Origin of the sequence: Streptomyces flavochromogenes (genome assembly GCF_000717595.1) — a bacterium.
Lineage (GTDB): Bacteria > Actinomycetota > Actinomycetes > Streptomycetales > Streptomycetaceae > Streptomyces > Streptomyces flavochromogenes.
In genome coordinates this window covers 190704-211723 of the sequence record NZ_JNZO01000018.1, presented here as the reverse complement: position 1 = coordinate 211723, position 21020 = coordinate 190704, and the positions used below count along the sequence as shown (strand labels likewise).

The window sequence follows — 21020 nt, the reverse complement described above, 5'->3', positions numbered from 1 at the left end:
CGTCGACGTCCGCGCGCGAGGGGCGAGTTCACCCGCCCGGGCACCCGGCCTAAAATGATCTTGTTCCGTGGGGCCGTCGTACGGCGGCCCCACGGGCACGTCCTGCAGCACGCACCCCTGGGGGGAACATCATGATCCGCTTCGCTCGTACGCTCACCACCGCCGCGCTCACCGCTCTGCTGGTCGGCGGCGCGACCGCCGTCGCCGTCGCCGGCGACATGAGCTGGCAGTAGTCGCACAAAGGCCGGGCCCCGCTCCTTCGCGAAGGAGCGGGGCCCGGCCCATGTCCACGGCGATCAGGCGTTCGACACCGTCTCGTAGCGCGGGGTGCCCTCTTCCATCTGGCGCAGGGCGTCCTTGCGGTCCCGCTTGGAGAGGCGGTCGATGTACAGGTAGCCGTACAGGTGGTCCGTCTCGTGCTGGAGGCAGCGGGCGAAGTAGCCCGTGCCGCGCACCTTGATCGGGTTGCCCTGGGCGTCCTGGCCGTGGACCTCCGCGTAGTCGGGGCGGGCCAGCTCGGCGTAGGCGGTCGGCACGGAGAGGCAGCCCTCGTTGGACTCGTCGAGGACACGCAGCTCGGCCGGGAGCTCCTGGAGGACCGGGTTGATCACGACACCGGTGTGCCGGGCGCCCTCGTCGTCGGGGCAGTCGTAGACGAAGACCTTGAGGTCCACGCCGATCTGGTTCGCGGCGAGGCCCACACCCTCGGCGGCCTTCTGGCTCGCGAACATGTCGTCGATCAGCGCCGCGAGCGAGTCGTCGAACTCGGTGACGTCCTTGCACTCCTTGTGGAGCACCGGGTTGCCGACCACCGTGATCGGGCGGGCCGTGCCGCGCTCACGGTGGGCGAGCTCGCGTGCCTCGCAGTCCTCCGTGTCCACGACGAACCCGTCGTTGATCTGCGTCTGCTCGTCCGTCTCCTGCTGCGCCATGTCCGGCCGCGCCTTCCTGAAAACCCGATTCCGTCGAGAGACAGCCTACGGGCCCGGCAGGGCGGGTGGCTCCTGGATCAGGCCGGATCCGGGAGCCGCCCGAGGCTCAGCAGACCTCTTCGAGATCGCGCCACTCACGGCTGTCGGGGCTGTCCGCCACCCAGCCGTCGAGGAGCCCGCGCACCAGGCCCGCCGGGGCGGCGAGGCCGCACTCCCGCTCCGGGACCCACAGCTCGCCCGGCGAGCGGTGCCCGAGCGGCCCGGGATGGCCCGGCTCGCTGTGGTCGTGCGGGTCGGAGTGCTCGCCCTCGCCCTCGGCGCTCGGCATCGTCGACTCGGAGCAGGCACGACAGAGCAGTCGCACGGAGGACGACCAGTCCTCCGCGGCGAAACCCGCTTCCGCTGCCAGCTGCTCCAGGGCGTCCCGGTCGGCCTCGGTGGCCGCCTCCAGGAGGACCACCCAGGTGGGGACGGGTGAGGGGGCCCACAGCTCGATCTCGTCGAAGACCGGGTAGGAGGGGCCGGCGGTGGTGGTGCGCTCGCCGTTCGGCACGCCGTCGTGGAGGACGACCTCGCCCCAGCGGCGCCCGGAGGACGGCAGCGGAATGGAGAGGACCTCGATCCGGGCCGGGTCGAGCCGGCGGCCCCACACCACCTCGGCCTCGCCCTCGGGCGACAGCCGGACGGCGGCGCTGCCCAGCTCCATCCCGGCGGGCTCACCGGTGCCCGCGGCGGCGCCCGGGACCTTCAGTCCGTAGGCCTGCCAGGCACGACGGGCCAGCGGCCAGTCCTGGAGCGCGGTCGCGGCGATGCCCACGTTCCACCAGTCGGGGGCGCCGCTCTCCTTGTCGAGGAGCGCGACGGCACGGAGCCCGGCGGCGCGCGCCTGCTCCCAGTCGTGCCGGAACTTGTGCAGCAGCGCCAGGTTGAACCAGGACTCCGAGAGCCAGGGCTCCAGATCCGCCGCGCGCGTGAGAAGTGCGCCCGCGTCCTCGTACCGGCCGTCGCCGATCAGCGTGAACGCGCGGTCGGTGGCCTGCCGCCATGAGGCGGAGGGCCGATGCCGTACCTTCCCGAAGATCTTCACGATTCCCGCCTGCCGGTCGCTTCACCCTCTTGTTCGCATCCAACCATGCCCGGTCGGACGCGCGCTCATTACCCATGGGTTACCCAGTCGCGACGGAGGTCACCCCAGCCGCTCCGCCCCGCGCCAGGACCCTGGCCAGGCATTCGACGACATCCGGGTGATGATCGCGGGCAGTGCCGAGCCTGAGCCGCTCCAGGGCGTCGAGGGCGGCGCCCGCGCCCTCGCCGCCCGCGAGGTCGTCGTACGCGTTCACGGTCCGGACGATCCGGGCGGGCAGCGGCTGCTCCCGGTACGGGTCGGCCTGGCGCTCCACGACGACGGCGACCGCCTCGGGCACACCGGTTCTACGGACGACCTCGCCGCCGAGGAGGGCGATCCGGCGCTGCTCCTCGGTGGGCAGCAGGGCGGTGGCGCCGCCCTCGACGGGGTCGACGAGGGAGAGCTGGCCGATGTCGTGCATGAGCGCCGCGTGCTCCAGGACGGCCAGCTCGGCGCCGGAGAGGCCCAGCTCCCGTCCGACGGCGGCGCTGAGGGCGGCGACCCGGCGGGCGTGGCCGGGCGGGGTGCAGCCGGCGATCTCGGTGGCGCGGGCGAGGGAGGCGATGGTCTGCCGGTTGACCGTGCGCACGGCGGCGTACCGGCGGAAGGAGACCTGGGTGAGCAGCAGCGGCACGGCGAGCACGGGCAGGGCCCAGAGTCCGGCGGCGGCCACGCCGAGCGCCATGACGGTGCCGGTGGCGCCGACGGCGGAGCCGATGCCGAGGAGGGCGCTCAGTTCGTCGCGGAGGAGGGGGCCGTACGGGAATCCCGTGCGGGCGCGGAGGACGAGGGCGGCGAGGACCGCGTCGCACAGGGCGGTCAGGACGAGCAGCAGGACGAGGAAGAGGGCGTACGCCGGGCCCTGGCCGAGGTGCTCGACGACGGCCCCGGAGTTGTAGAGGGGCTGGAAGCAGAGCGCGGCGAAGCCGACGGTGAGGACGCGGCGTGCGACGTGGTCGGGGCCGGGCCCCCGGCCGCGGGCGATGTGGGGGACGATCCCGGCGAGGCCGGCGGCCACGACGACGGCGACGATCTGGAGGACGCCGTGAGTGGTGGCGGTCCCGGCGCTCGCCCCGAGCAGGGCGTAGGCGAGGGCCCCGGCGGCGGCGAGCGGCGCGGGCTCCCTCCCCCCGGGCGCCTCGCGCACGGAAGGTGCGCCGACGCCGGGTGCGGCGCCCCAGCGGGCGAGCTCGCCGAGGACGATCAGGGCGCCGAAGGCGAGGGCGTTGCCTGGTTCGTCGATGCCGTACCAGAGGGTGGAGGCGAATCCGGCCAGGCTCAGCAGGAGCGCGGCCCCGTGTACGGCGCCGACGGTGACGGCGCCGGGCCTCATGCGCGCTCCTTGGGCCTGGTGCCGGGCGTTTCAGGTCGCCGTGCGGCTTCGGGCGCTACCGGTGGTCGTGGGGCTTCGGGTGCCTTCGGTGGTCGTGCGGCTCCGGGTGCCTCCGGTGGTCGTGCGGCTCCGGGTGCCTCCGGTGGTCGTGCGGCTCCGGGGACGTCCGGTGGCCGTGCGGCTCCGGGCACTTCCGGTGGTCGCGCGGCTCCGGGTGCCTCCGGTGGTCGCGCGGCTCCGGGTGCCTCCGGTGGTCGTGCGGCTCCGGGGACGTCCGGTGGCCGTGCGGCTCCGGCATCGCGCGGCGGCGGCACGTTCCCGCCGGTCGGCGCCGCTGCGGTCTCGTCGGCGGTGACCGTGGGCTGCCAGCCGTGCCGGTCCAGGGCGCGGACGAGGGCGGCGACCATCCGGGCGTCGAACTGGCTGCCGGCGCAGCGCTCCAGTTCGGCGACGGCCGTCGGCACCGGGCGGGCCCGGCTGTAGGAGCGGGTGGAGGTCATGGCGTCGAAGGCGTCGGCGACGGCCACCACCCGGGCGAACTCGGGGATCTCGTCGCCGTGCAGCCCGTACGGGTAACCGCTGCCGTCCATGCGTTCGTGGTGGTGGAGGATCGCGGCCCGCGCCTCGCCGAGGAAGCCGATGCCGCGGACCATCTCGTGCCCGTACTCCGGGTGCAGTTCGATGACCCGGCGCTCCTCGGGGGTGAGGGGGCCGTCCTTGCGGAGGACCCGGGTGGGCACGCCCAGTTTGCCGACGTCGTGGAGGATGCCGGCAAACCGTACGACGTCGAGCCGGTCCTCGGCCATGCCCAGCTCGCGGGCGATCAGCACGGAGGCGTGACCCACGCGTTCGCTGTGGCCCCGGGTGTAGCGGTCCTTGATGTCGACGGCCTGGACGAGGGCGCGGATGGTGGCCTGGTGGGCGGCGCGCTCACGGTGGTACTGGGCGAAGACCCAGCAGGAGATGTACATCGGGAGGAGCACGAAGAGGGCCGACACGGGCCCGTACGTGCTGCGCCAGAGGACGGCCATCATCAGTCCGGCGAGTCCGTGCACGGCGTGCGGGGCGAGCGCCCGGCCGAGGAGGCCGCGCCAGGCGGCCCGCGGGGGCAGTCCGTCGGCCGTCGCCCGGATGCCGCCGTCGAGGGCGGTCAGGACCAGGCAGAACGTGAGCGCGGCGGCGCCCGCGGGCAGCAGCGCGTACGGGAAGTCGGGGGCGTCGTGGCCGTGTCCGAGGGCGCGGGCGCAGCTGAGGACCTCGGCCACCTGGGCGGCGGCCCAGGTGGCGAGGGCGGTGGCGGCGGCCCGCCAGGCGCGGCGGGGGGCGGCCGGGGGTTCGTCGACGCGGGCGAGGAGGCTGCCGGGCAGCGCGGTCAGCGCGGCGGCGGCGGGCGGCAGGAGGAGCGCCGCGGCGAGGAGGACGGGGAAGAAGGAGCCGGTTCCCATGGGGACGGAGCCGCCGAGCGCGCGGCCGAGGAGGCGGCAGCGGGCGGGCAGTTCGCAGAGCGCGTACAGGGCGGCGAGGAGCGCGACCGTGGCCCAGGGGGTGGCCGCGCCGGGGCGCAGGGCGGGGAGGACGGAGGCCCCGGCGCCCAGCAGGGCGCAACCGATGTACACGCGGGCCGCCCGCGGAATGACCTTCACGCCCATCATCCCCGTCACGCTAGCGAGTTGAACGGCCCGTGACGGCGGGGTGGAGCGGATTCGCACCATCGGGTGATACAAGCTGATATACGCACGAGGCCGCCGCGATCGTGTCGCGACGGCCTCCTTCTCCCTCTACGGAAGGGGAGTCACTCCTGGGGCGCCGGCGTCGTCGGCACGATCGGCGCGATCTCCTGCTCGGGCACCAGGTGCCCGGAGCGGATCAGGTCGATCCGGCCCATGACCTTGGACCGCAGGTCGGTGGGGACGTCGTCACTGCCGCAGCAGCGCTTGACGAGCTTCTTCACCGCCTGCTCCAGGCCGTACTTCTCCAGGCACGGGGAGCACTCCTCGAAGTGCACCTCGAACTTGGTGCAGTCACTGTCGGGCATCTCGTTGTCGAGGAACTCGTACAGATGATCCAGGACTTCCGAGCAATCCGTCTCGTGCGGCTCTCCGCAGCTCATGAGCCCGAGCCTTTCAGATCGTTCGACGACTCTCCGGCGCCCGCGGGTACCAGCCCGCGGTCGCGAGCGTAGTCCTCGAGCATGCCGCGCAGCTGGCGGCGACCCCGGTGCAGCCGTGACATCACCGTACCGATGGGTGTCCCCATGATGTCCGCGATCTCCTTGTACGCAAAGCCCTCGACATCCGCGAGATAGACGGCGATGCGGAACTCCTCGGGAATCGCCTGGAGCGCTTCCTTCACGTCGGAGTCCGGGAGGTGGTCGAGCGCCTGCGACTCGGCCGAACGCAGGCCGGTCGACATGTGCGACTCGGCGCGCGCGAGCTGCCAGTCCTCGATCTCCTCGGCGGCGCTGCGCTGGGGCTCGCGCTGCTTCTTGCGGTACGAGTTGATGAAGGTGTTCGTGAGGATGCGGTACAGCCAGGCCTTGAGGTTCGTACCCTCGCGGAACTGGTGGAAGGATCCGTACGCCTTGGCGTAGGTCTCCTGCACCAGGTCCTCCGCGTCCGCGGGGTTGCGCGTCATGCGCAGCGCGGCCGAGTACATCTGGTCGAGGTAGCCGAGGGCGTCCCGCTCGAAGCGCGCGTTGCGCTCCTCGGTCGTCTCCTCGGGGCCGTCGTCGGTCCCTGTGTCGGTCCCAGTGACCGGACCCACCTCCTCCAGCGCGACGGCGAGTCCGAGGGCGGACCCGCTCGTTTCGGAGGATAGACGAGGAACCGCTCCGCCCGCCGCCCGAATCCGGGCTCCCTTGGGAGCGGGCAGCACTGTCCAGTCGAGGTCAGCGGCCTGCGCGCGCTCGGGGCAGATGGTCGAACCCATGCGACGGACTCCCTCTTCCTTGCTCTCACACCGACGCACGGAACAACAGTGGTCCCCCACTCGGCATTCCCGCTCCGTCAGCGGAGGGAGAGGATCCATTCGGCGACCCCGTCCACCAGGAGCGCCATCGCCTCGTCCGGCCCGAGCGGCGCCCGTTTGGGCAGGGCGAAGCCGTGGTCCCCGTCCGGGATCCCGACGAGGCGGTACGGGCCTTCCGGGAACTCGGCGGGCCGTCCGAAGGGGTCGTTGCCGCCCTGGACGACGAGCGTCGGCAGGCCGCTGCCGAGGAGCTCGTCGGCCCGGGATTTCTCCGGCCTGCCCGGCGGGTGCAGGGGGAAGCTCAGCGCGAGGACGGCGAGCGCTCCCAGCTCCCGCCCGGTGCGGCAGGCGACCCGGGCGCCGGCGCTGCGGCCGCCCGCGATCACCGGGAGCCCGGGCCGGGCGAGGGCCGGCCAGAGGCCGCGCCAGCCGGTGTCCAGGGTCTTGGGGGCGGGCGCGACCTTCTTGCCCGCCACCCGCCAGGGCTGCTCGACGAGGGCGACGGCCACGCCCCGGGCGGGCAGCGCGGCGGCCAGCGCCTGGAGGTCACGGGCCTCGATGCCGCCGCCGGCTCCGTGGCCGAGGGCGAGGACGGCCCACGGCTTCGTCCCCCCGGGCACCTCGTACCAGGCGACGCGGGCATCCCCCGCGTCGGTGGAAACGGTCTCGTACTGTGTCACGTCGGTCACGTCCCCATCCTGCCGTCCGGCGGCGCGCGCGACGGTCTCAGAAGAGCGTGCCGACCTCCGGGCCGTCCAGCTCCGTCAGGAGCTCGGGCCCGTTGTTGCGGACGTTGCTGACCGCGGTCGCCACCGGATAGGCCCTCATCAGGCCCTCCGGCGGTGGGGCGAGCAGCCCGCGAAGCTCCTCCGGCCGGGTGGTCGCCGGGTCGAGCCAGGCGTCCCAGCGGTCCTCGGTGAGCATCAGCGGCATCCGGGGGTGGATGTCGGCGAGCGAGTGCGGGCCCTCGGCCGGGGCCACGCCCAGCGGCCCGGTCTCCGCCTCGGTGGTGATCACCGAGCAGGTCACCCACCACGCCAGGGGGTCGCCGTCGGGCCGGGTGCGGTCGCGCCAGAACTCGTAGAGCCCCGCCATCGCGAAGACCGAGCCGTCCGCCGGGGTCACGAAGTACGGCTGCTTCCGGGGCCGCTTCCGCTTCCCCTCGACCTCCAGGTCCCGCTCCCCCGCGCCGGTCACCCACTCGTAGTAGCCGTCGGCGGGCAGGATGCACCGGCGGGCCGAGAAGGCCCGCTTGAAGGAGGGCTTCTCGTCCAGGGTCTCCGCCCGTGCGTTGATCATCCGGGCGGCGCCCTCCGGCGACTTCGACCAGGACGGCACCAGACCCCATCTCAGCGCGCGCAGCTGACGAACCGGACGCGGGGATTCTGCGTCTTTCAGAGGACGTTCCAGAACGGCCCAGACCTCTTTGGTGGGGGCCACGTTCCAGTCCGGGGCCAGAGTCTCCTCCGGCTCCCTCCCCCCAGCTCCCGACTCCGCTCCGGCAGGAGGGACCCCCAGCTCGACCCCGAAGATCCCGACGAGGTCCTCGGGCCGCCGGCTCGCTGCATACCTTCCGCACATACGTGCCACACTGCCACGATCCCCGACCCCCCTGAGGAGCGGCCCGAAAGATGGACCTCTCGATGGACCTCTTCAGCCCGCAGGCCGCGCCGGCCGAGTGGCTGGTGATCGCCACCGGCGTCGCCGCACTCGCCGTCACCGTGCCCCGCCGCATATGGCTGCTCGCCCGCAACGCGATCACCATCGCCCACGAGGGGGGCCACGGACTTGTCGCCCTCGCCTCCGGCCGGCGCCTCGAAGCGATCCGGCTGCACTCGGACACCAGCGGACTGACCGTGAGCCGCGGCCGCCCGACCGGACTCGGCGTGGTCCTCACCCTGGCCGCCGGCTACCCCGCTGCCCCGCTGCTCGGCCTCGGCGGTGCCGCGCTGCTCGGCACCCATCGGGTGACCCTGCTGCTGTGGGTGGCGACGGCCCTGCTGCTCGCGATGCTCGTGATGGTCCGCAACGCGTACGGGGTCCTCACCGTCCTGCTCACCGGCGCCGCCTTCCTCCTCGTCTCCTGGCTGACCTCCCCCGAGGTCCAGTCGGTCTTCGCGTACGCCGTGGTCTGGTTCCTGCTGCTCGGCGGCGTCCGCCCGGCCTTCGAGCTCCAGCTGAAGCGACGCCACGGCGGCGCCCCCGACTCGGACGCGGACCAGCTCTCGCGGCTCACCCATGTGCCCGCCGGAGTGTGGCTGGTCTTCTTCCACGCCGTCGCGATCTCCTCCCTGATCGGCGGCGGGCGCTGGCTCCTGGGCTTCTGACTCCCCCGTACAGTGAGTCCATGACCGCAGCCACCTCCGCGCACATCGACCCGCCCACCGACCTCTGGCCCGCCCCGTATGCCCGCGGCGCCGTCGACGCGACCGTCACCGTGCCCGGATCGAAGTCGGTCACCAACCGCGCCCTCGTCCTCGCCGCGCTGGCGTCCGAGCCGGGCTGGCTGCGCCGCCCGCTGCGCTCCCGCGACACCCTCCTGATGGCCGAGGCGCTCCGTACCCTCGGTGTGCGGATCGAGGAGGGCGTGGGTCCCGACGGTTCCGGCGAGGCCTGGCGGATCATCCCCTCCCCGCTGCGCGGCCCCGCGACCGTCGACGTCGGCAACGCCGGCACGGTCATGCGCTTCCTGCCCCCGGTCGCGGCGCTCGCCGACGGCCCGGTGCGCTTCGACGGCGACCCCCGCTCCCACGAGCGCCCGCTGCACGGCGTGATCGACGCGCTGCGCGCGCTCGGCGCCCGCATCGACGACGAGGGCCGCGGCGCCCTTCCCATGACGGTGCACGGCGCCGGCGGTCTGGACGGCGGCACCGTCGAGATCGACGCCTCCTCGTCCTCCCAGTTCGTGAGCGCCCTGCTGCTGTCCGCGCCCCGCTTCAACCAGGGCGTCGAGGTACGGCACGTGGGGGCCCGGCTGCCTTCGCTGCCGCACATCCGGATGACGGTCGACATGCTGCGCGCGGTCGGCGCCCAGGTCGACGAGCCGGAGCACGGCGGCGCCCCGAACGTGTGGCGCGTGGCGCCCTCCGCGCTGCGCGGCCGGGACCTGGTCGTCGAACCCGATCTGTCGAACGCGCAGCCGTTCCTTGCGGCGGCCCTGATCACCGGCGGCCGTGTGACGGTCCCGGACTGGCCGGCGCGAACCACCCAGCCCGGTGACGCGCTGCGGGAGATCTTCACCGAGATGGGTGGATCCTGCGAGCTGACCGAGGCGGGCCTCACCTTCACCGGTACGGGCCGGATCCACGGCATCGACGTCGACCTCGGCGAGGTCGGTGAGCTGACGCCCGGCATCGCGGCGGTCGCCGCCCTCGCGGACTCCCCGTCGACGCTGCGCGGGGTCGCCCACCTCCGGCTGCACGAGACGGATCGGCTGGCGGCACTCACCAAGGAGATCAACGAGCTGGGCGGCGACGTGACCGAGACCGAGGACGGTCTCCACATCCGCCCGCGCCCGCTGCACGGCGGCGTCTTCCACACGTACCACGACCACCGCATGGCGACGGCGGGCGCGATCATCGGCCTCGCGGTCGAGGGCGTGGAGATCGAGGACGTGGCCACGACGGCGAAGACCTTGCCCGACTTCCCGAGGATGTGGACCGAAATGCTCGGGGCCTGAACCATGCGGCGTTACGGCAAGCACACCGACGAGGACGACATCCGCCAGCGGCCCAACCGCAAGGGCACCCGTCCCCGCACCACGATCCGCCCGAAGCACGAGGACGCCGTCGAGGGCATGGTCCTCACCGTCGACCGCGGCCGGCTGACCGTCCTGGTCGACGACCGGGCGGTGACCGCGATGAAGGCGCGCGAACTGGGCCGCAAGGCCGCCGTGGTCGGCGACCGCGTCTCGCTCGTCGGCGACCTGTCCGGCGAGAAGGACACCCTCGCCCGGATCGTGCGGATCGGTGAGCGCAGCTCGGTGCTGCGCCGCACGGCCGACGACGACGACCCGTACGAGCGGGTGGTCGTCGCCAACGCCGACCAGCTGGCGATCGTGACCGCCCTCGCCGACCCCGAGCCGCGCCCGCGCCTGATCGACCGCTGCCTGGTCGCCGCGTACGACGGCGGCCTCACCCCGCTGCTCGTCCTCACCAAGTCGGACCTGGCGCCGCCGGACGACCTCCTCGACATGTACGGCGCGCTCGGTGTGCCGTACGTGGTGACCACGCGCGACGAGTTCGTGGACGGGGTCGCCGCCGAGCGGGTCCACGAGCACCTCAAGGGCCGGACCACCGCGTTCGTCGGGCACTCCGGCGTCGGCAAGACGACCCTGGTCAACGCCCTGGTCCCGCCGGAGCGACGGCGGACCACCGGGGTCGTCAACGCGGTCACGGGCCGCGGCCGGCACACCACCACCTCCGCGCTCGCCCTGCCGCTCAACGACAAGGAGGGCGGCTGGGTCATCGACACCCCGGGCGTCCGCTCCTTCGGCCTGCACCACGTCGACCCGTCCCGGGTCATCCTCGCCTTCCCCGACCTCGTACCGGGTACGGAGAACTGCCCGCGCGCGTGCAGTCACGACGAGCAGGACTGCGCGCTCGACGCGTGGGTGGCGGAAGGGCACGCGGATCCGGCGCGGCTCTTCTCCCTGCGCAGGCTGCTCGCGACCCGGGAGCGCCGCGAGGGCGACTGAGTCCCTGAGCCGGCCTTCCCGGGCCGCCCCGCCGAGCCGCCCGCGTTTGCGGGCGGCCGCGCCGTACACGTTTACGGACGACCACGACCGGTAAGTGCATAATCGCACCAAGTGCGACGAAGCAGTCACCGACGGCGTGGGAGGCACTGACGATGGCGTGGCTGCTGGTGGTGGTGGCGGGCTTTCTGGAGACGGGGTTCGCGGTCTGCCTGAAGCTCTCGCACGGGTTCACCCGACTCTGGCCGACCGTCGCGTTCGCGGTGTTCGCCCTGGGCAGTTTCGGTCTCCTCACGCTCGCCCTGCGGAAGCTCGACGTGGGTCCGGCGTACGCGGTGTGGACCGGGATCGGGGCGGCCGGGACGGCGATCTACGGAATGATCTTCCTCGGCGACGTGGTCTCCACGCTCAAGATCATCTCGATCACTCTGGTCATCGTCGGCGTGATCGGGCTCCAGTTGTCCGGCTCGGCGCAATGACCGTCCGCCCGCCACCCTTCCAGAGAGGGGAGCGTGGGCGCCACGACATGGCTGAGGGCCAGCCGGACCGCCAGTTCGCAGCCCACCGCCCACCGCTCCCCCGCGCAGGCCGCGGTCGCCGCCACCAGCTCGCCGGGGGCGGGCGGCCCCTCGTCGGCGCGGCGCTGCGCGGGGACGGCCGCGGGGCGCGCGCCCGGCCTGGCGGGCCGGGGCATGGGCAGCCGCTCGTCCCAGGCACCCGTGAGCAGAGCCCGCAGCACGGGCCGGGAGGCGGCCCGGGTGACGATCCACTCGGCGACCGCTACCAGGTTCCGCTCGGGCGGGCCCGGGGCGTCGAGCAGCTGCCGGACGCCCTGGAGATAGGTGTCGGCCTCCCGTCGCACCAGCGCGCGGGCGAGGCCGTCCTTGCTGCCGAACTCGTTGTAGAGGGTCTGCCGGGAGACCCGGGCGGCCACGGCGAGGTCGGCCATGCGGACGGCGGACCACGACCGGTGCGCGAGCGCGCCGAGAGCGGCGTCGAGCAGGGCCTCGCGGGCATTCGGCATCGGCGCCTCCCGGGCCGGGGAATCGATTCCGTGCTCAGCGTCGGCAGGTGTCCCCGCACTGTCAAGGGGCGCCGGTGGACGGTTCTCCGCGCGGGGATCACACGGGGATAGAGTGCCGACCATGGCCGATTACCACGATGATCTGCGTCTCGCCCATGTCCTCGCGGATGCCGCCGACGCGGCCACCATGGACCGGTTCCAGGCACTCGACCTCAAGGTCGAGACGAAGCCGGACATGACTCCGGTGAGCGAGGCCGACAAGGCCGCCGAGGAACTGATCCGGGGGCAGCTGCAGCGCGCCAGGCCCCGCGACGCGATCCTGGGCGAGGAGTACGGCGTGGAGGGCTCGGGCCCGCGCCGCTGGGTGATCGACCCGATCGACGGTACGAAGAACTACGTGCGCGGGGTGCCCGTCTGGGCGACTCTGATCGCACTGATGGAGGCCGGGGACACCGGATTCCAGCCGGTGGTGGGCGTGGTGTCGGCCCCGGCTCTCGGCCGGCGCTGGTGGGCGGCGAAGGGCCTGGGGGCGTACACCGGGCGCAGCCTCGCCTCTGCGAGCCGGATCGGGGTCTCCAAGGTCGCCTCCCTGGAGGACGCCTCGTTCGCGTACTCCTCGCTGAGCGGCTGGGAGGAGCAGGGCCGCCTCGACGGATTCCTGGACCTCACGCGCGCGTGCTGGCGGACCCGGGCGTACGGCGACTTCTGGCCGTACATGATGGTCGCCGAGGGCTCGGTGGACATCTGCGCGGAGCCGGAGCTGTCGCTGTGGGACATGGCCGCGGTGGCGGTCGTGGTCCAGGAGGCGGGCGGTACGTACACGGGCCTGGACGGCCGGCACGGTCCGCACAGCGGAAACGCGGCGGCGTCGAACGGTCTGCTCCACGGCGAGCTGCTGAGCTACCTCAACCAGGAGAACGCGGAGGGCTGATCGCCCCACCGCGCCCGGTCGAACGCCCGCGTTCGAGCGCCCTCGGCACTCCCCGGGGGCGCCTCGCGCGCCCCCTTGTCGGGTCCGTCCCCCGGTGCCACTCTGAGAGTCCCCCCACTTGTGAACTTGTGAATTGGTTCTCGTTGAAAGCGGGAACGTTTCACCAAGGAGGTGGCTCCGCCCATGCTCGTCCGTGACGCCATGAGCACCGTGGTCCTCACCATCGGCCCCGCACACACCCTCCGACAGGCCGCCCGGCTGATGGCGGCGCGCCGCGTCGGCGCGGCCGTCGTCCTGGACGGGGACGCCGGGCTCGGCATCCTCACCGAGCGGGACATCCTCAACTCGCTGGCCCGCGACCAGAACCCCGACATCGAGACCGCCGACTCCCACACCACCCACGACGTCGTCTTCGCCGCCCCGACCTGGACGCTTGAGGAGGCGGCCGGCGCCATGACCCACGGCGGATTCCGCCACCTCGTGGTCCTCGACGACCACGGTCCCGTCGGCATCGTCTCGGTCCGGGACATCATCCGCTGCTGGATCCCGCTGCACAGCGTCGCGGGATGACGCGAGAGCGGGCCGGACTCCGTACGGAAATCCGGCCCGCTCCCTCTTTCGGCAGGCGCCCTCAGCCGCGCAGGGCCTGGATCGCGGCCTCCAGCCGCTTGCCGAAGTCTTCGTCCGCCCGGCGGAAGTTGCCGATCGCCCGCTCGGCGATGTCCTCGCGCGAGACCTTGGCGATGAAGCCGGCCAGGTTGTCGACCAGACGGCCCTTCTCGGCCTCCGACATCAGCCGGTAGAGGTCACCCGCCTGTGTGAAGTCGTCGTCCTCGGCGTGGACGGCGGCGGCGTGGTCGCCGGTGACGCCGGTGACCGGGGTGGACTGCCACAGCGGCCGGCCCGTCTGGGACGGGCCGCCGAAGGAGTTGGGCTCGTAGTTCTTCGCGCCCTTGTGACGGCCGTCGTAGAGGAAGCCGTCACGGGAGTGGGTGCGCGCCTCGGTGGCGTGCGGGCGGTTCACCGGCAGATGGTCGGCGTTGATGCCGACGCGGTAGCGGTGGGCGTCGCCGTAGGCGAAGAGCCGGCCCTGGAGCATCTTGTCCGGGGACGGGCCGATGCCGGGCACGAAGTGCGCCGGGCTGAAGACGGACTGCTCGACCTCGGCGAAGATGTTCTCCGGGTTGCGGTTGAGCTCCAGCCTGCCGATCTCGATCGGCGGGTAGTCCTCGTGCGGCCACACCTTGGTGAGGTCGAACGGGTTGAAGCGGTAGGTCGCGGCGTCGGCGGCGGGCATGATCTGGACCTGCACGGTCCAGGTCGGGAAGTCGCCGCGCTCGATGGCCTCGCGCAGGTCGCGCTGGTGCGAGTCCGGGTCCTCGCCGGCGAGCCGGTTGGCCTCGTCCTGGGTGAGGTTCTTGATCCCCTGGTCGGTCTTGAAGTGGTATTTGACCCAGAAGACCTCGCCGGCCTCGTTGTTCCACTGGAACGTGTGCGAGCCGTAGCCGTTCATGTGGCGGTACGAGGCGGGGATGCCGCGGTCGCCGAAGAGCCAGGTGACCTGGTGGGTCGACTCCGGGGAGAGGCCCCAGAAGTCCCAGACGTTGTCCGCCTCCTGCGAGCCCGAGTACGGGTCGCGCTTCTGGGTGTGGATGAAGTCGGGGAACTTGATGGCGTCCTTGATGAAGAACACCGGGGTGTTGTTGCCGACGAGGTCGTAGTTGCCCTCCTCGGTGTAGAACTTCAGCGCCCAGCCGCGCGGGTCGCGCACCGCGTCGGCCGCGCCGAGGCTGCCCGCGACCGTGGAGAAGCGCAGGAACGTCTCGGTCTGCTTGCCGACCTCGGAGAGGAACGCGGCTCGCGTCCACCGCGAGACGTCACGGGTGAGCGTGAAGGTGCCGTAGGCGCCCGCACCGCGCGCGTGGACCACGCGCTCCGGGATGCGCTCACGGTTGAAGTGGGCGAGCTTCTCCAGCAGGAGCTGGTCCTGGACGAGGACCGGACCGCCGACGCCCGCCGTCTCGCTGTTCTGGTTGTCGGCGACCGGCGCGCCGGCCTCCGTGGTGAGCGGTCCCTGCGTCACGTGCGCCTCCTGCGTCCCGTCCTGCGCTGCCATACACGATCCTACATTGGACATTGTCCAAGTCAAGTGAACATCCAAAGTCACACCTGTTCGGGAAGCCGAGGCCGCGACTGTTACCCTGGCCCCCATGAGCGACCTGTTGGAACGACTGCGCGGACGCGGCTGGCGGATGACCGCGCAGCGACGCGTCGTGGCCGAGGTCCTCGACGGGGATCATGTGCACCTGACCGCCGACGAGGTCCACGCGCGCGCCGTGTCGCGACTTCCAGAGATCTCGCGCGCGACCGTCTACAACACGCTGGGCGAGATGGTCACCCTCGGCGAGGTCCTCGAGGTCGCGACCGACGGACGCGCCAAGCGCTACGACCCCAACGCCCACCGGCCGCACCAGCACCTGGTCTGCGGCCGCTGCGGCGCGATCCGGGACGTCCACCCGGGCGGCGACCCGCTGGCGGACCTGCCGGACGCCGAGCGCTTCGGCTTCACGATCTCGAACGTCGAGGTCACGTACCGCGGCAGGCCTTCGTTGCTACTGAGTAGCGGGGACAGGATTTGAACCTGCGACCTCTGGGTTATGAGCCCAGCGAGCTACCGAGCTGCTCCACCCCGCGTCGGTAAACCCGACTCTACGGGACGCCACTCGACCAGCGCAAATCCATTACCGCGCGGCCATCACGCCGCCGTCACGCGGTCAGCTCCTGATGCAGTGCCTCGCTCAGCCGCGCCGCCCGCTCCGCGACCTCCGCAGGACCCAGCTCCACCGCGCGGGCGCACCAACGGCGCCCCTCGGTCAGCTCCCCTCGGCGCGCCGCGAGCAGCGCGAGCCGGAGCGCGGCGCGCCCGTGGCCGGCCCGGGCGGCCCGGGTCCACCAGAGGGCGGCCTCGCGCTCACTGCCCTCGCGGGCGAGCAGCAGCCCGAGGTTGAAGGCTCCGTTGCGGCTGCCGGCCTCGGCCGCCTCGCGGTACCAGCGGTCGGCCTCGGCCAGGTCGCCGCGCCCGGCGGCGAGCATGCCGACCCGCACCTGGGCACGCCGGTGGCCCTGCTGGGCCGCCCGCTCGTACCACTCCTCGCACTCGGTCTTCTCCTCCCGGGGCGCGCCGAGGACGGCCGGGCCCGGGTCGGGGCGACGCGCGTCGAGCACCGAGGCGAGCCGGAAGGCCGCCTCGGCGCTGCCGCCGCCGGCCGCGCAGCGAAGGTGCCGCTCGGCGGTGCGCTCGTCGCCGTCCCGGAGGGCGGCGATGCCCACCTGGAGGGCGGCCTCGGTGTGCCCGGCGGCCGCGGCCCGCTCGTACCAGACGAGGGCCGTACGGTCGTCGTCGCGGCCCGCGTGGAGGATGCCGAGGTTGAACGCGGCGTCGACGCTGCCGGCCTCGGCGGCCTTGGAGAACCAGGGCTCGGCGCCGTTGGCGTCGCCGGCCTGGAGCAGCAGCACGGCGAGCGCGTTGGCGGCCTCGCGGTGGCCCGCGTAGGCGGCCCGGCGGTACCACTGCTCGGCCTGCGGGATGCGGTCCTGCGCGGCGCAGAGCAGGCCGAGGTTGTAGGCGCCGTTCACGTCGCCCGCGTCCATGGCGGCCCGGTACCAGCGCTCGGCGGTCTGCTGCTCGCCCCTGGCCGCGTGCAGCGCCCCGAGGGCGTTGGCGGCGTTGCCGTCGCCGTCCTGGGCGGCACGCAGCCACCACACGGCGGCGCTCTCCTCGTCGCCCGCGTCGCGGAGCAGGAAACCGAGCGCGCAGGCGGCCTTGGCCTCGCCCTCCTTGGCGGAGCTGAGGTACCAGCGGCCGGCCTCCTTGAGCTCGCCGCGGTGCTCCAGGATCGCGCCGAGATGGAGCGCGGCGCGCCGGTGGCCGCGCGCGGCGGCCTGCCGGAACCACTGCTCGGCCTCGGTGGGCTCGCCCCCGGGCTCGCCGACGCGCCCGGCCGCGGCGTCGGTGGCCGGGGCGGCGGCGGGCGCGCCGGTGGGCACGAGCGCGCCGGTGCCGGGGACCCGGAGCCTGGTGCCGGTGTCGTGCGGACCGCGGGTGGTCTCGGTGGCGCGGCGCTCCAGGGAGAGGGCGAGCCGGTACGCGGCCTCGCGGTGGCCCTGCTCGGCGGCGGCGCGCAGCCAGCGCTCGGCGCCGACGTCGCTGCGGTGCTCCAGGAGGTCGGCGAGGGCGTACGCGCCGAGGGCGTGGCCCTGCTCGGCGGCCTGCCGCAGCCAGTACTCGGCGGCCGGCTCGTCGCCGCGCTCACGGTGGTGACGGCCGAGGGCGTGGGCGGCGGGCGCGGAGCCGGCGACGGCGGCGACCCGCCACCAGCCGGCGGCCTCTTCGGCGTAGCCGCGCTGGTGCAGCAGGACCCCGAGGTTGTTGGCGGCGGCCCGGTCGCCCTCGGCGGTGGCACCGCGCAGGTAGGGCTCGGCGCCGTCGAGGTCGCCGCGGCGCAGCAGCAGCGCGCCGAGCGCGCTCATCGAGGCGAGGTCGCCGCTCTCGGCGGCACGCCGGTGGCGGGCCTCGGTCTCGGTCTCGTTCTCCGTGTCGGCATCGGTCTCGGCGGTGGTGTCGACGGCCGCATCGACGGCCCCTACTGCCTCGATGATCTCGTCTGCGGCGTTCCTGGCATGCCGCTGCACAAACCGCCCTGTCTCCAACAGAGTTGCCCTGTCCCCCATAAATACCATCGTCGCACCACCCGCAACCCGAGCACACCTGGTATACCGCAGCCAGTGAGGTCACTCAGCGTTTTGTCGACATGCCCACAGAGAGACAAGTCAAACACGACTCACGCCAACTCGCCCCTTCCCTACCGCTCTTCGGGCCCCCCGCGCACGCCGACACACGACGAGGGCCCGGATCCTTATGGATCCGGGCCCTCGTCCTCTGAGTAGCGGGGACAGGATTTGAACCTGCGACCTCTGGGTTATGAGCCCAGCGAGCTACCGAGCTGCTCCACCCCGCGTCGGTAAACCAACCGTATCACGGTCGCGGGGTGGAAAACCTCAGGTCAGCCGCTTGACCCCGGCGTCTGCAGCTTCGCCCCGGCCTCCGCGGCGCGCTGGAGCGCCGCCTGGAGGTCCTCCTGGGCCTTGCCGTACGCCGTCCAGTCGCCCTTCGCCAGCGCCGCCTCGCCCGCGTCGTAGGCCTTCTGGGCGTCCGAGATCGCCTGCTTGAGCGCGGCGTCGTTGGACGCCGGCGGCGGGTTGGTGGTGCCCGGCGGGGTCGTCGGCGAGGTGGGCGGCGGCGTGGTGGGCGCCTCCACTCCGAAGACCGCGTTGAGCGCCTTGGTGAGGTTGTCCTCGAACACCGTGGTGTCCTTGGTCGTGTCACCGTTCGGCTGGTCCGCGTCCACGTACGACACCGCGACCTTCTTCAGCAGCGGGTAGAGCGCGTTGCGTCCCTGGGCGTACACCGGCTCCACGTACAGGAACCCGCCGTCGAGCGGGACGGTCAGCAGGTTGCCGTACTGGATGTCGGAGTCGGCGCCCTTCATGTCCCGGACGAAGGTGGCGACGGAGGGCAGACCGTTGAGCTTGCTCTGCACCTGCGCCGGACCCGGCACGTCCTCGGTGACCCGCAGCAGTCTCAGCCGGCCGTACTCCTTGCTGGTGGCGTCGGCGTCGACCGCCATGAAGCCGCCCAGGTTGGGCCGGCCGTTCGGCGTGAACGTCGTCGTCAGCGAGAAGCGCTGCGCCGTGTCCCCGGGCATCTTCATGCTCAGGTAGTACGGCGGGACCGCGTTGCCGTCCTTGTTCGTCGGGTCGTCCGGCACCTGCCAGGCGTCCGAGCCGCTGTAGAACTGCGCGGGGTCGGTGACGTGGTAGCGGGTCAGCAGCTCGCGCTGGACCTTGAACATGTCCTGCGGGTACCGCAGGTGCTGCATCAGGTCGCCGTCGATCTCGGACTTGGCCTTGACCGTGCCCGGGAACGCCTTCATCCAGGTCTTCAGGACCGGGTCCTGGGTGTCCCACTGGTAGAGGTTCACCGTGCCGTCGTAGGCGTCGACGGTGGCCTTCACCGAATTGCGGATGTAGTTGACCTGGTTCTGCTGGGCGACGACCGCGCGCTGCTGGTTGCCGACGGTCAGCGAGTCGGCGGTCGTGTCGCCGAGCGTGGTGCGCGAGGCGTACGGGTAGCCGTTGGTCGTCGTGTAGGCGTCGATGACCCACTGGATGCGGCCGTCGACGACCACCGGGTAGGCGTCGCCGTCGATGGTCAGCCAGGGCGCGACGGCCTCGACGCGCTCCTTGGGCGTGCGGTTGTAGAGGATCCGCGAGCCCTCGCCGATGGCCCCCGAGTAGAGGATCTGCGGCTCGCTGAACGCGACCGCGTAGGCCGCGCGGTTGAAGGTGCTGGAGAGGTTGACCCCGCTCTTGCCCTCGTAGCTGGTGGTCTTCTCGCCGTTCTCCTCGTAGTCCAGCTCCTTCTGCGGGCCGCCGACGATCGAGTACTGATCGGTCTTCTCGCCGTAGTAGATCCGCTGCTGGTACGTGCCGAGCATCCCCGTCGTCGGCAGACCGGCCTCGGTGAAGATCGGGGAGCCGTTGGCGTCCGTCTGCGTGCCCGCGGCCATGATCGCGCCGTAGCCGTGGGTGTAGGTGAAGTGGTCGTTGATCCAGTTCCGCTTCGGGATGCCCTTGATGTTGAGCTCACGGAGACCGACGACGGTGTCCTTGCCCGCGTACCGGTCCACGTCCAGGGTGGTCGGGAACTGGTAGTACTTCCGCTTCTGCTCCAGCTGCTGGAACGTCGGCGACACGATGTTCGGGTCGAGGACGCGGTAGCTGGCCGCCGAGTCGGCGTTGCTGCGCAGCTGGTCCTTGGCCTTCACCGTCGACTTGCCCGAGTAGTTCTCGAGCTTCGTCTCGTCGATCGCGTACGCCTTGCGGGTCGCGTCGATGTTCTTCTGGATGTACTCGGCTTCCTTGGCCTGCTCGTTCGGCTGGACCTGGAACTTCTGCACGATGGCCGGGTACAGGCCGCCGATCAGGATCGCGGAGAGCACCATCAGACCGAAGCCGATCACCGGCAGCTGCCAGGTGCGGCGCCAGAGCGTGGCGAAGAACAGCACGGCGCAGATCGCGGCGATGCAGAACAGGATGGTCTTCGCCGGCAGGTAGGCGTTGGCGTCGACGTACCGCAGGCCCGTCCAGTTGCCGGTGGCCTTGAAGTCGCTGGACTTCACGGCCAGGCCGTACCGGTCGAGCCAGTACGCCACGGCCTTCAGCGCCACGAAGACACCGAGCAGCACCGAGAGGTGGCCGGTCGCCGCGGCGGTCGCACGCGCACCCGGGCTGGTGATCCGCAGCCCGCCGTACAGGTAGTGCGTGAGCGCGGCGGCGATCAGCGACAGGACGACGGCGGCGAAGCCGAAGGCGAGCAGGAAGCGGTACCAGGGCAGGTCGAAGGCGTAGAACGACACGTCCAGCCCGAACTGCGGGTCCTTCTCCCCGAACTTCACGCCGTTGACCCACATCAGCCAGGTGCGCCACTGGCCCGAGGCGGAGGCGCCGGCGATCAGCGCCACCAGGGCGGTGACCGCGAGCAGCACCCACTTCCTGAACGGTGCGAGGCCCATCCGGTACCGGTCGAGGCTCTGCTGCTCCAGGGACATCGCGCTGAGCGGCGGCCGCAGCCGGTACGCCAGCCAGATGTTCAGGCCGACGGCGAGCCCCATCAGCAGACCGAAGACGGCGAAGAGGCCGATCTTGGTCCACAGCGTGGTCGTGAACACGGACGAGTACTTGACCGAGCGGTACCAGAGCCAGTCCGTCCAGAACCCGGCGAACATCACGAAAGCCATGGCCAGAACGGCCAGCACCCCGAGTGTCATGAGCAGGGTACGGGCCCGCCGGGACGGCCGGCCGACCCTCATCCTTGGCCCGGACGGGCTACCGCCGCGGTCCGGCATCTGGAAAGCCAACGTGCGCCCCTCGATGTTGATGCGTCTGAAAGCAG

19 protein-coding genes and 2 tRNA genes are annotated in these 21020 nt (G+C 72.3%); 7 read left to right on the top strand and 14 right to left on the bottom strand.

Translation table 11 applies throughout. The features are described from left to right. Positions 1-296 precede the first annotated feature (296 nt). The 8 genes from def to IF00_RS0122665 form a co-directional block, all read right to left on the bottom strand. Complete coding sequence (def, locus tag IF00_RS0122705; protein ID WP_030320831.1) at positions 297-932, bottom strand: peptide deformylase; 636 nt, start codon at positions 930-932, stop codon at positions 297-299. 106 nt (positions 933-1038) lie between these two features. Beyond that, positions 1039-2019: a tetratricopeptide repeat protein gene (locus IF00_RS0122700; RefSeq protein WP_030320830.1), complete on the bottom strand. Its 981-nt coding sequence runs from the start codon at positions 2017-2019 to the stop codon at positions 1039-1041. A gap of 79 nt (positions 2020-2098) precedes the next feature. Beyond that, positions 2099-3391: an HD-GYP domain-containing protein gene (locus IF00_RS0122695; protein ID WP_030320829.1), complete on the bottom strand. Its 1293-nt coding sequence runs from the start codon at positions 3389-3391 to the stop codon at positions 2099-2101. Then, positions 3388-5034, bottom strand: coding sequence for an HD-GYP domain-containing protein (locus tag IF00_RS0122685; protein ID WP_245234607.1), 1647 nt, complete (start codon positions 5032-5034; stop codon positions 3388-3390). Before IF00_RS0122685 ends, IF00_RS0122695 begins: the two co-directional genes overlap by 4 nt. A 149-nt stretch (positions 5035-5183) precedes the next feature. Continuing rightward, entirely contained in the window at positions 5184-5501 is a 318-nt protein-coding gene (gene rsrA, locus IF00_RS0122680; protein ID WP_030320825.1) for a mycothiol system anti-sigma-R factor, read from the bottom strand. Then, positions 5498-6154, bottom strand: coding sequence for a sigma-70 family RNA polymerase sigma factor (locus tag IF00_RS0122675; protein WP_030207302.1), 657 nt, complete (start codon positions 6152-6154; stop codon positions 5498-5500). The genes rsrA and IF00_RS0122675 overlap by 4 nt, the downstream gene beginning before the upstream one ends. A gap of 242 nt (positions 6155-6396) precedes the next feature. Next, positions 6397-7038, bottom strand: a complete 642-nt coding sequence (locus IF00_RS0122670) for an alpha/beta hydrolase family protein (RefSeq protein WP_106975869.1) — start codon at positions 7036-7038, stop codon at positions 6397-6399. Between the two features lie 46 nt (positions 7039-7084). Beyond that, entirely contained in the window at positions 7085-7939 is an 855-nt protein-coding gene (locus IF00_RS0122665) for an SOS response-associated peptidase (protein WP_030320821.1), read from the bottom strand. Between the two features lie 50 nt (positions 7940-7989). Here IF00_RS0122665 and IF00_RS0122660 point away from each other — a divergent pair, with 50 nt between their 5' ends. From IF00_RS0122660 to IF00_RS43960, 4 genes are all read left to right on the top strand, one after another. Further along, a complete protein-coding gene (locus tag IF00_RS0122660; protein ID WP_030320820.1) occupies positions 7990-8685 on the top strand; it encodes a M50 family metallopeptidase in 696 nt (231 codons plus the stop codon). 20 nt (positions 8686-8705) lie between these two features. Beyond that, on the top strand, positions 8706-10037 hold the full coding sequence (aroA, locus tag IF00_RS0122655) for a 3-phosphoshikimate 1-carboxyvinyltransferase (RefSeq protein ID WP_030320818.1): 1332 nt from the start codon (positions 8706-8708) through the stop codon (positions 10035-10037). A 3-nt stretch (positions 10038-10040) separates the two neighbouring features. After that, complete coding sequence (gene rsgA, locus IF00_RS0122650; RefSeq protein ID WP_030320816.1) at positions 10041-11054, top strand: ribosome small subunit-dependent GTPase A; 1014 nt, start codon at positions 10041-10043, stop codon at positions 11052-11054. Positions 11055-11206: 152 nt separating this feature from the next. Beyond that, positions 11207-11530 (top strand): DMT family transporter, encoded by a 324-nt coding sequence (locus tag IF00_RS43960; RefSeq protein WP_078944810.1) that lies wholly within the window; start codon positions 11207-11209, stop codon positions 11528-11530. Here IF00_RS43960 and IF00_RS0122645 read toward each other — a convergent pair. Continuing rightward, positions 11422-12075: a TetR/AcrR family transcriptional regulator gene (locus IF00_RS0122645; RefSeq protein ID WP_030320811.1), complete on the bottom strand. Its 654-nt coding sequence runs from the start codon at positions 12073-12075 to the stop codon at positions 11422-11424. The genes IF00_RS43960 and IF00_RS0122645 overlap by 109 nt on opposite strands. Positions 12076-12196: 121 nt before the next feature. Between IF00_RS0122645 and hisN the strand changes: the two genes are divergently transcribed. Both hisN and IF00_RS0122635 read left to right on the top strand, forming a co-directional pair. Next, positions 12197-13006 (top strand): histidinol-phosphatase, encoded by an 810-nt coding sequence (gene hisN, locus IF00_RS0122640; RefSeq protein WP_030320808.1) that lies wholly within the window; start codon positions 12197-12199, stop codon positions 13004-13006. A 183-nt stretch (positions 13007-13189) separates the two neighbouring features. Then, a complete protein-coding gene (locus IF00_RS0122635; RefSeq protein WP_030320807.1) occupies positions 13190-13576 on the top strand; it encodes a CBS domain-containing protein in 387 nt (128 codons plus the stop codon). 61 nt (positions 13577-13637) lie between these two features. On the opposite strand, the gene IF00_RS0122630 is transcribed toward IF00_RS0122635, so the two are convergent. Then, positions 13638-15122 carry a catalase gene (locus IF00_RS0122630; protein WP_078944809.1) on the bottom strand — a complete coding sequence of 495 codons (1485 nt, stop codon included), beginning with the start codon at positions 15120-15122 and terminating at the stop codon, positions 13638-13640. Positions 15123-15216: 94 nt separating this feature from the next. On the opposite strand from IF00_RS0122630, the gene IF00_RS42790 reads away from it, so the two are divergent. Then, positions 15217-15645, top strand: a complete 429-nt coding sequence (locus IF00_RS42790) for a Fur family transcriptional regulator (RefSeq protein WP_030320802.1) — start codon at positions 15217-15219, stop codon at positions 15643-15645. On the opposite strand, the gene IF00_RS0122620 is transcribed toward IF00_RS42790, so the two are convergent. The 4 genes from IF00_RS0122620 to IF00_RS0122605 form a co-directional block, all read right to left on the bottom strand. Then, positions 15627-15700: transfer RNA gene (locus IF00_RS0122620), tRNA-Met, on the bottom strand. The genes IF00_RS42790 and IF00_RS0122620 overlap by 19 nt on opposite strands. A gap of 72 nt (positions 15701-15772) precedes the next feature. After that, positions 15773-17746 (bottom strand): tetratricopeptide repeat protein, encoded by a 1974-nt coding sequence (locus IF00_RS0122615; protein ID WP_030320800.1) that lies wholly within the window; start codon positions 17744-17746, stop codon positions 15773-15775. Positions 17747-17950: 204 nt separating this feature from the next. Next, positions 17951-18024: transfer RNA gene (locus tag IF00_RS0122610), tRNA-Met, on the bottom strand. Between the two features lie 45 nt (positions 18025-18069). Beyond that, on the bottom strand, positions 18070-20973 hold the full coding sequence (locus IF00_RS0122605) for a UPF0182 family membrane protein (RefSeq protein ID WP_078944808.1): 2904 nt from the start codon (positions 20971-20973) through the stop codon (positions 18070-18072). Between the last annotated feature and the right edge of the window lie 47 nt (positions 20974-21020).

What these genes read in the sequence shown, in the direction of transcription:
- def (WP_030320831.1), bottom strand. Translation starts at nt 932, where the DNA reads ATGGCGCAGCAGGAGACGGACGAGCAGACGCAGATCAACGACGGGTTC.
- IF00_RS0122695 (WP_030320829.1), bottom strand. Translation starts at nt 3,391, where the DNA reads ATGAGGCCCGGCGCCGTCACCGTCGGCGCCGTACACGGGGCCGCGCTC.
- rsrA (WP_030320825.1), bottom strand. Translation starts at nt 5,501, where the DNA reads ATGAGCTGCGGAGAGCCGCACGAGACGGATTGCTCGGAAGTCCTGGAT.
- IF00_RS0122665 (WP_030320821.1), bottom strand. Translation starts at nt 7,939, where the DNA reads ATGTGCGGAAGGTATGCAGCGAGCCGGCGGCCCGAGGACCTCGTCGGG.
- IF00_RS0122660 (WP_030320820.1), top strand. Translation starts at nt 7,990, where the DNA reads ATGGACCTCTCGATGGACCTCTTCAGCCCGCAGGCCGCGCCGGCCGAG.
- aroA (WP_030320818.1), top strand. Translation starts at nt 8,706, where the DNA reads ATGACCGCAGCCACCTCCGCGCACATCGACCCGCCCACCGACCTCTGG.
- rsgA (WP_030320816.1), top strand. Translation starts at nt 10,041, where the DNA reads ATGCGGCGTTACGGCAAGCACACCGACGAGGACGACATCCGCCAGCGG.
- IF00_RS43960 (WP_078944810.1), top strand. Translation starts at nt 11,207, where the DNA reads ATGGCGTGGCTGCTGGTGGTGGTGGCGGGCTTTCTGGAGACGGGGTTC.
- IF00_RS0122645 (WP_030320811.1), bottom strand. Translation starts at nt 12,075, where the DNA reads ATGCCGAATGCCCGCGAGGCCCTGCTCGACGCCGCTCTCGGCGCGCTC.
- hisN (WP_030320808.1), top strand. Translation starts at nt 12,197, where the DNA reads ATGGCCGATTACCACGATGATCTGCGTCTCGCCCATGTCCTCGCGGAT.
- IF00_RS0122635 (WP_030320807.1), top strand. Translation starts at nt 13,190, where the DNA reads ATGCTCGTCCGTGACGCCATGAGCACCGTGGTCCTCACCATCGGCCCC.
- IF00_RS0122630 (WP_078944809.1), bottom strand. Translation starts at nt 15,122, where the DNA reads ATGGCAGCGCAGGACGGGACGCAGGAGGCGCACGTGACGCAGGGACCG.
- IF00_RS42790 (WP_030320802.1), top strand. Translation starts at nt 15,217, where the DNA reads ATGAGCGACCTGTTGGAACGACTGCGCGGACGCGGCTGGCGGATGACC.
- IF00_RS0122615 (WP_030320800.1), bottom strand. Translation starts at nt 17,746, where the DNA reads ATGGTATTTATGGGGGACAGGGCAACTCTGTTGGAGACAGGGCGGTTT.
- IF00_RS0122605 (WP_078944808.1), bottom strand. Translation starts at nt 20,973, where the DNA reads ATGCCGGACCGCGGCGGTAGCCCGTCCGGGCCAAGGATGAGGGTCGGC.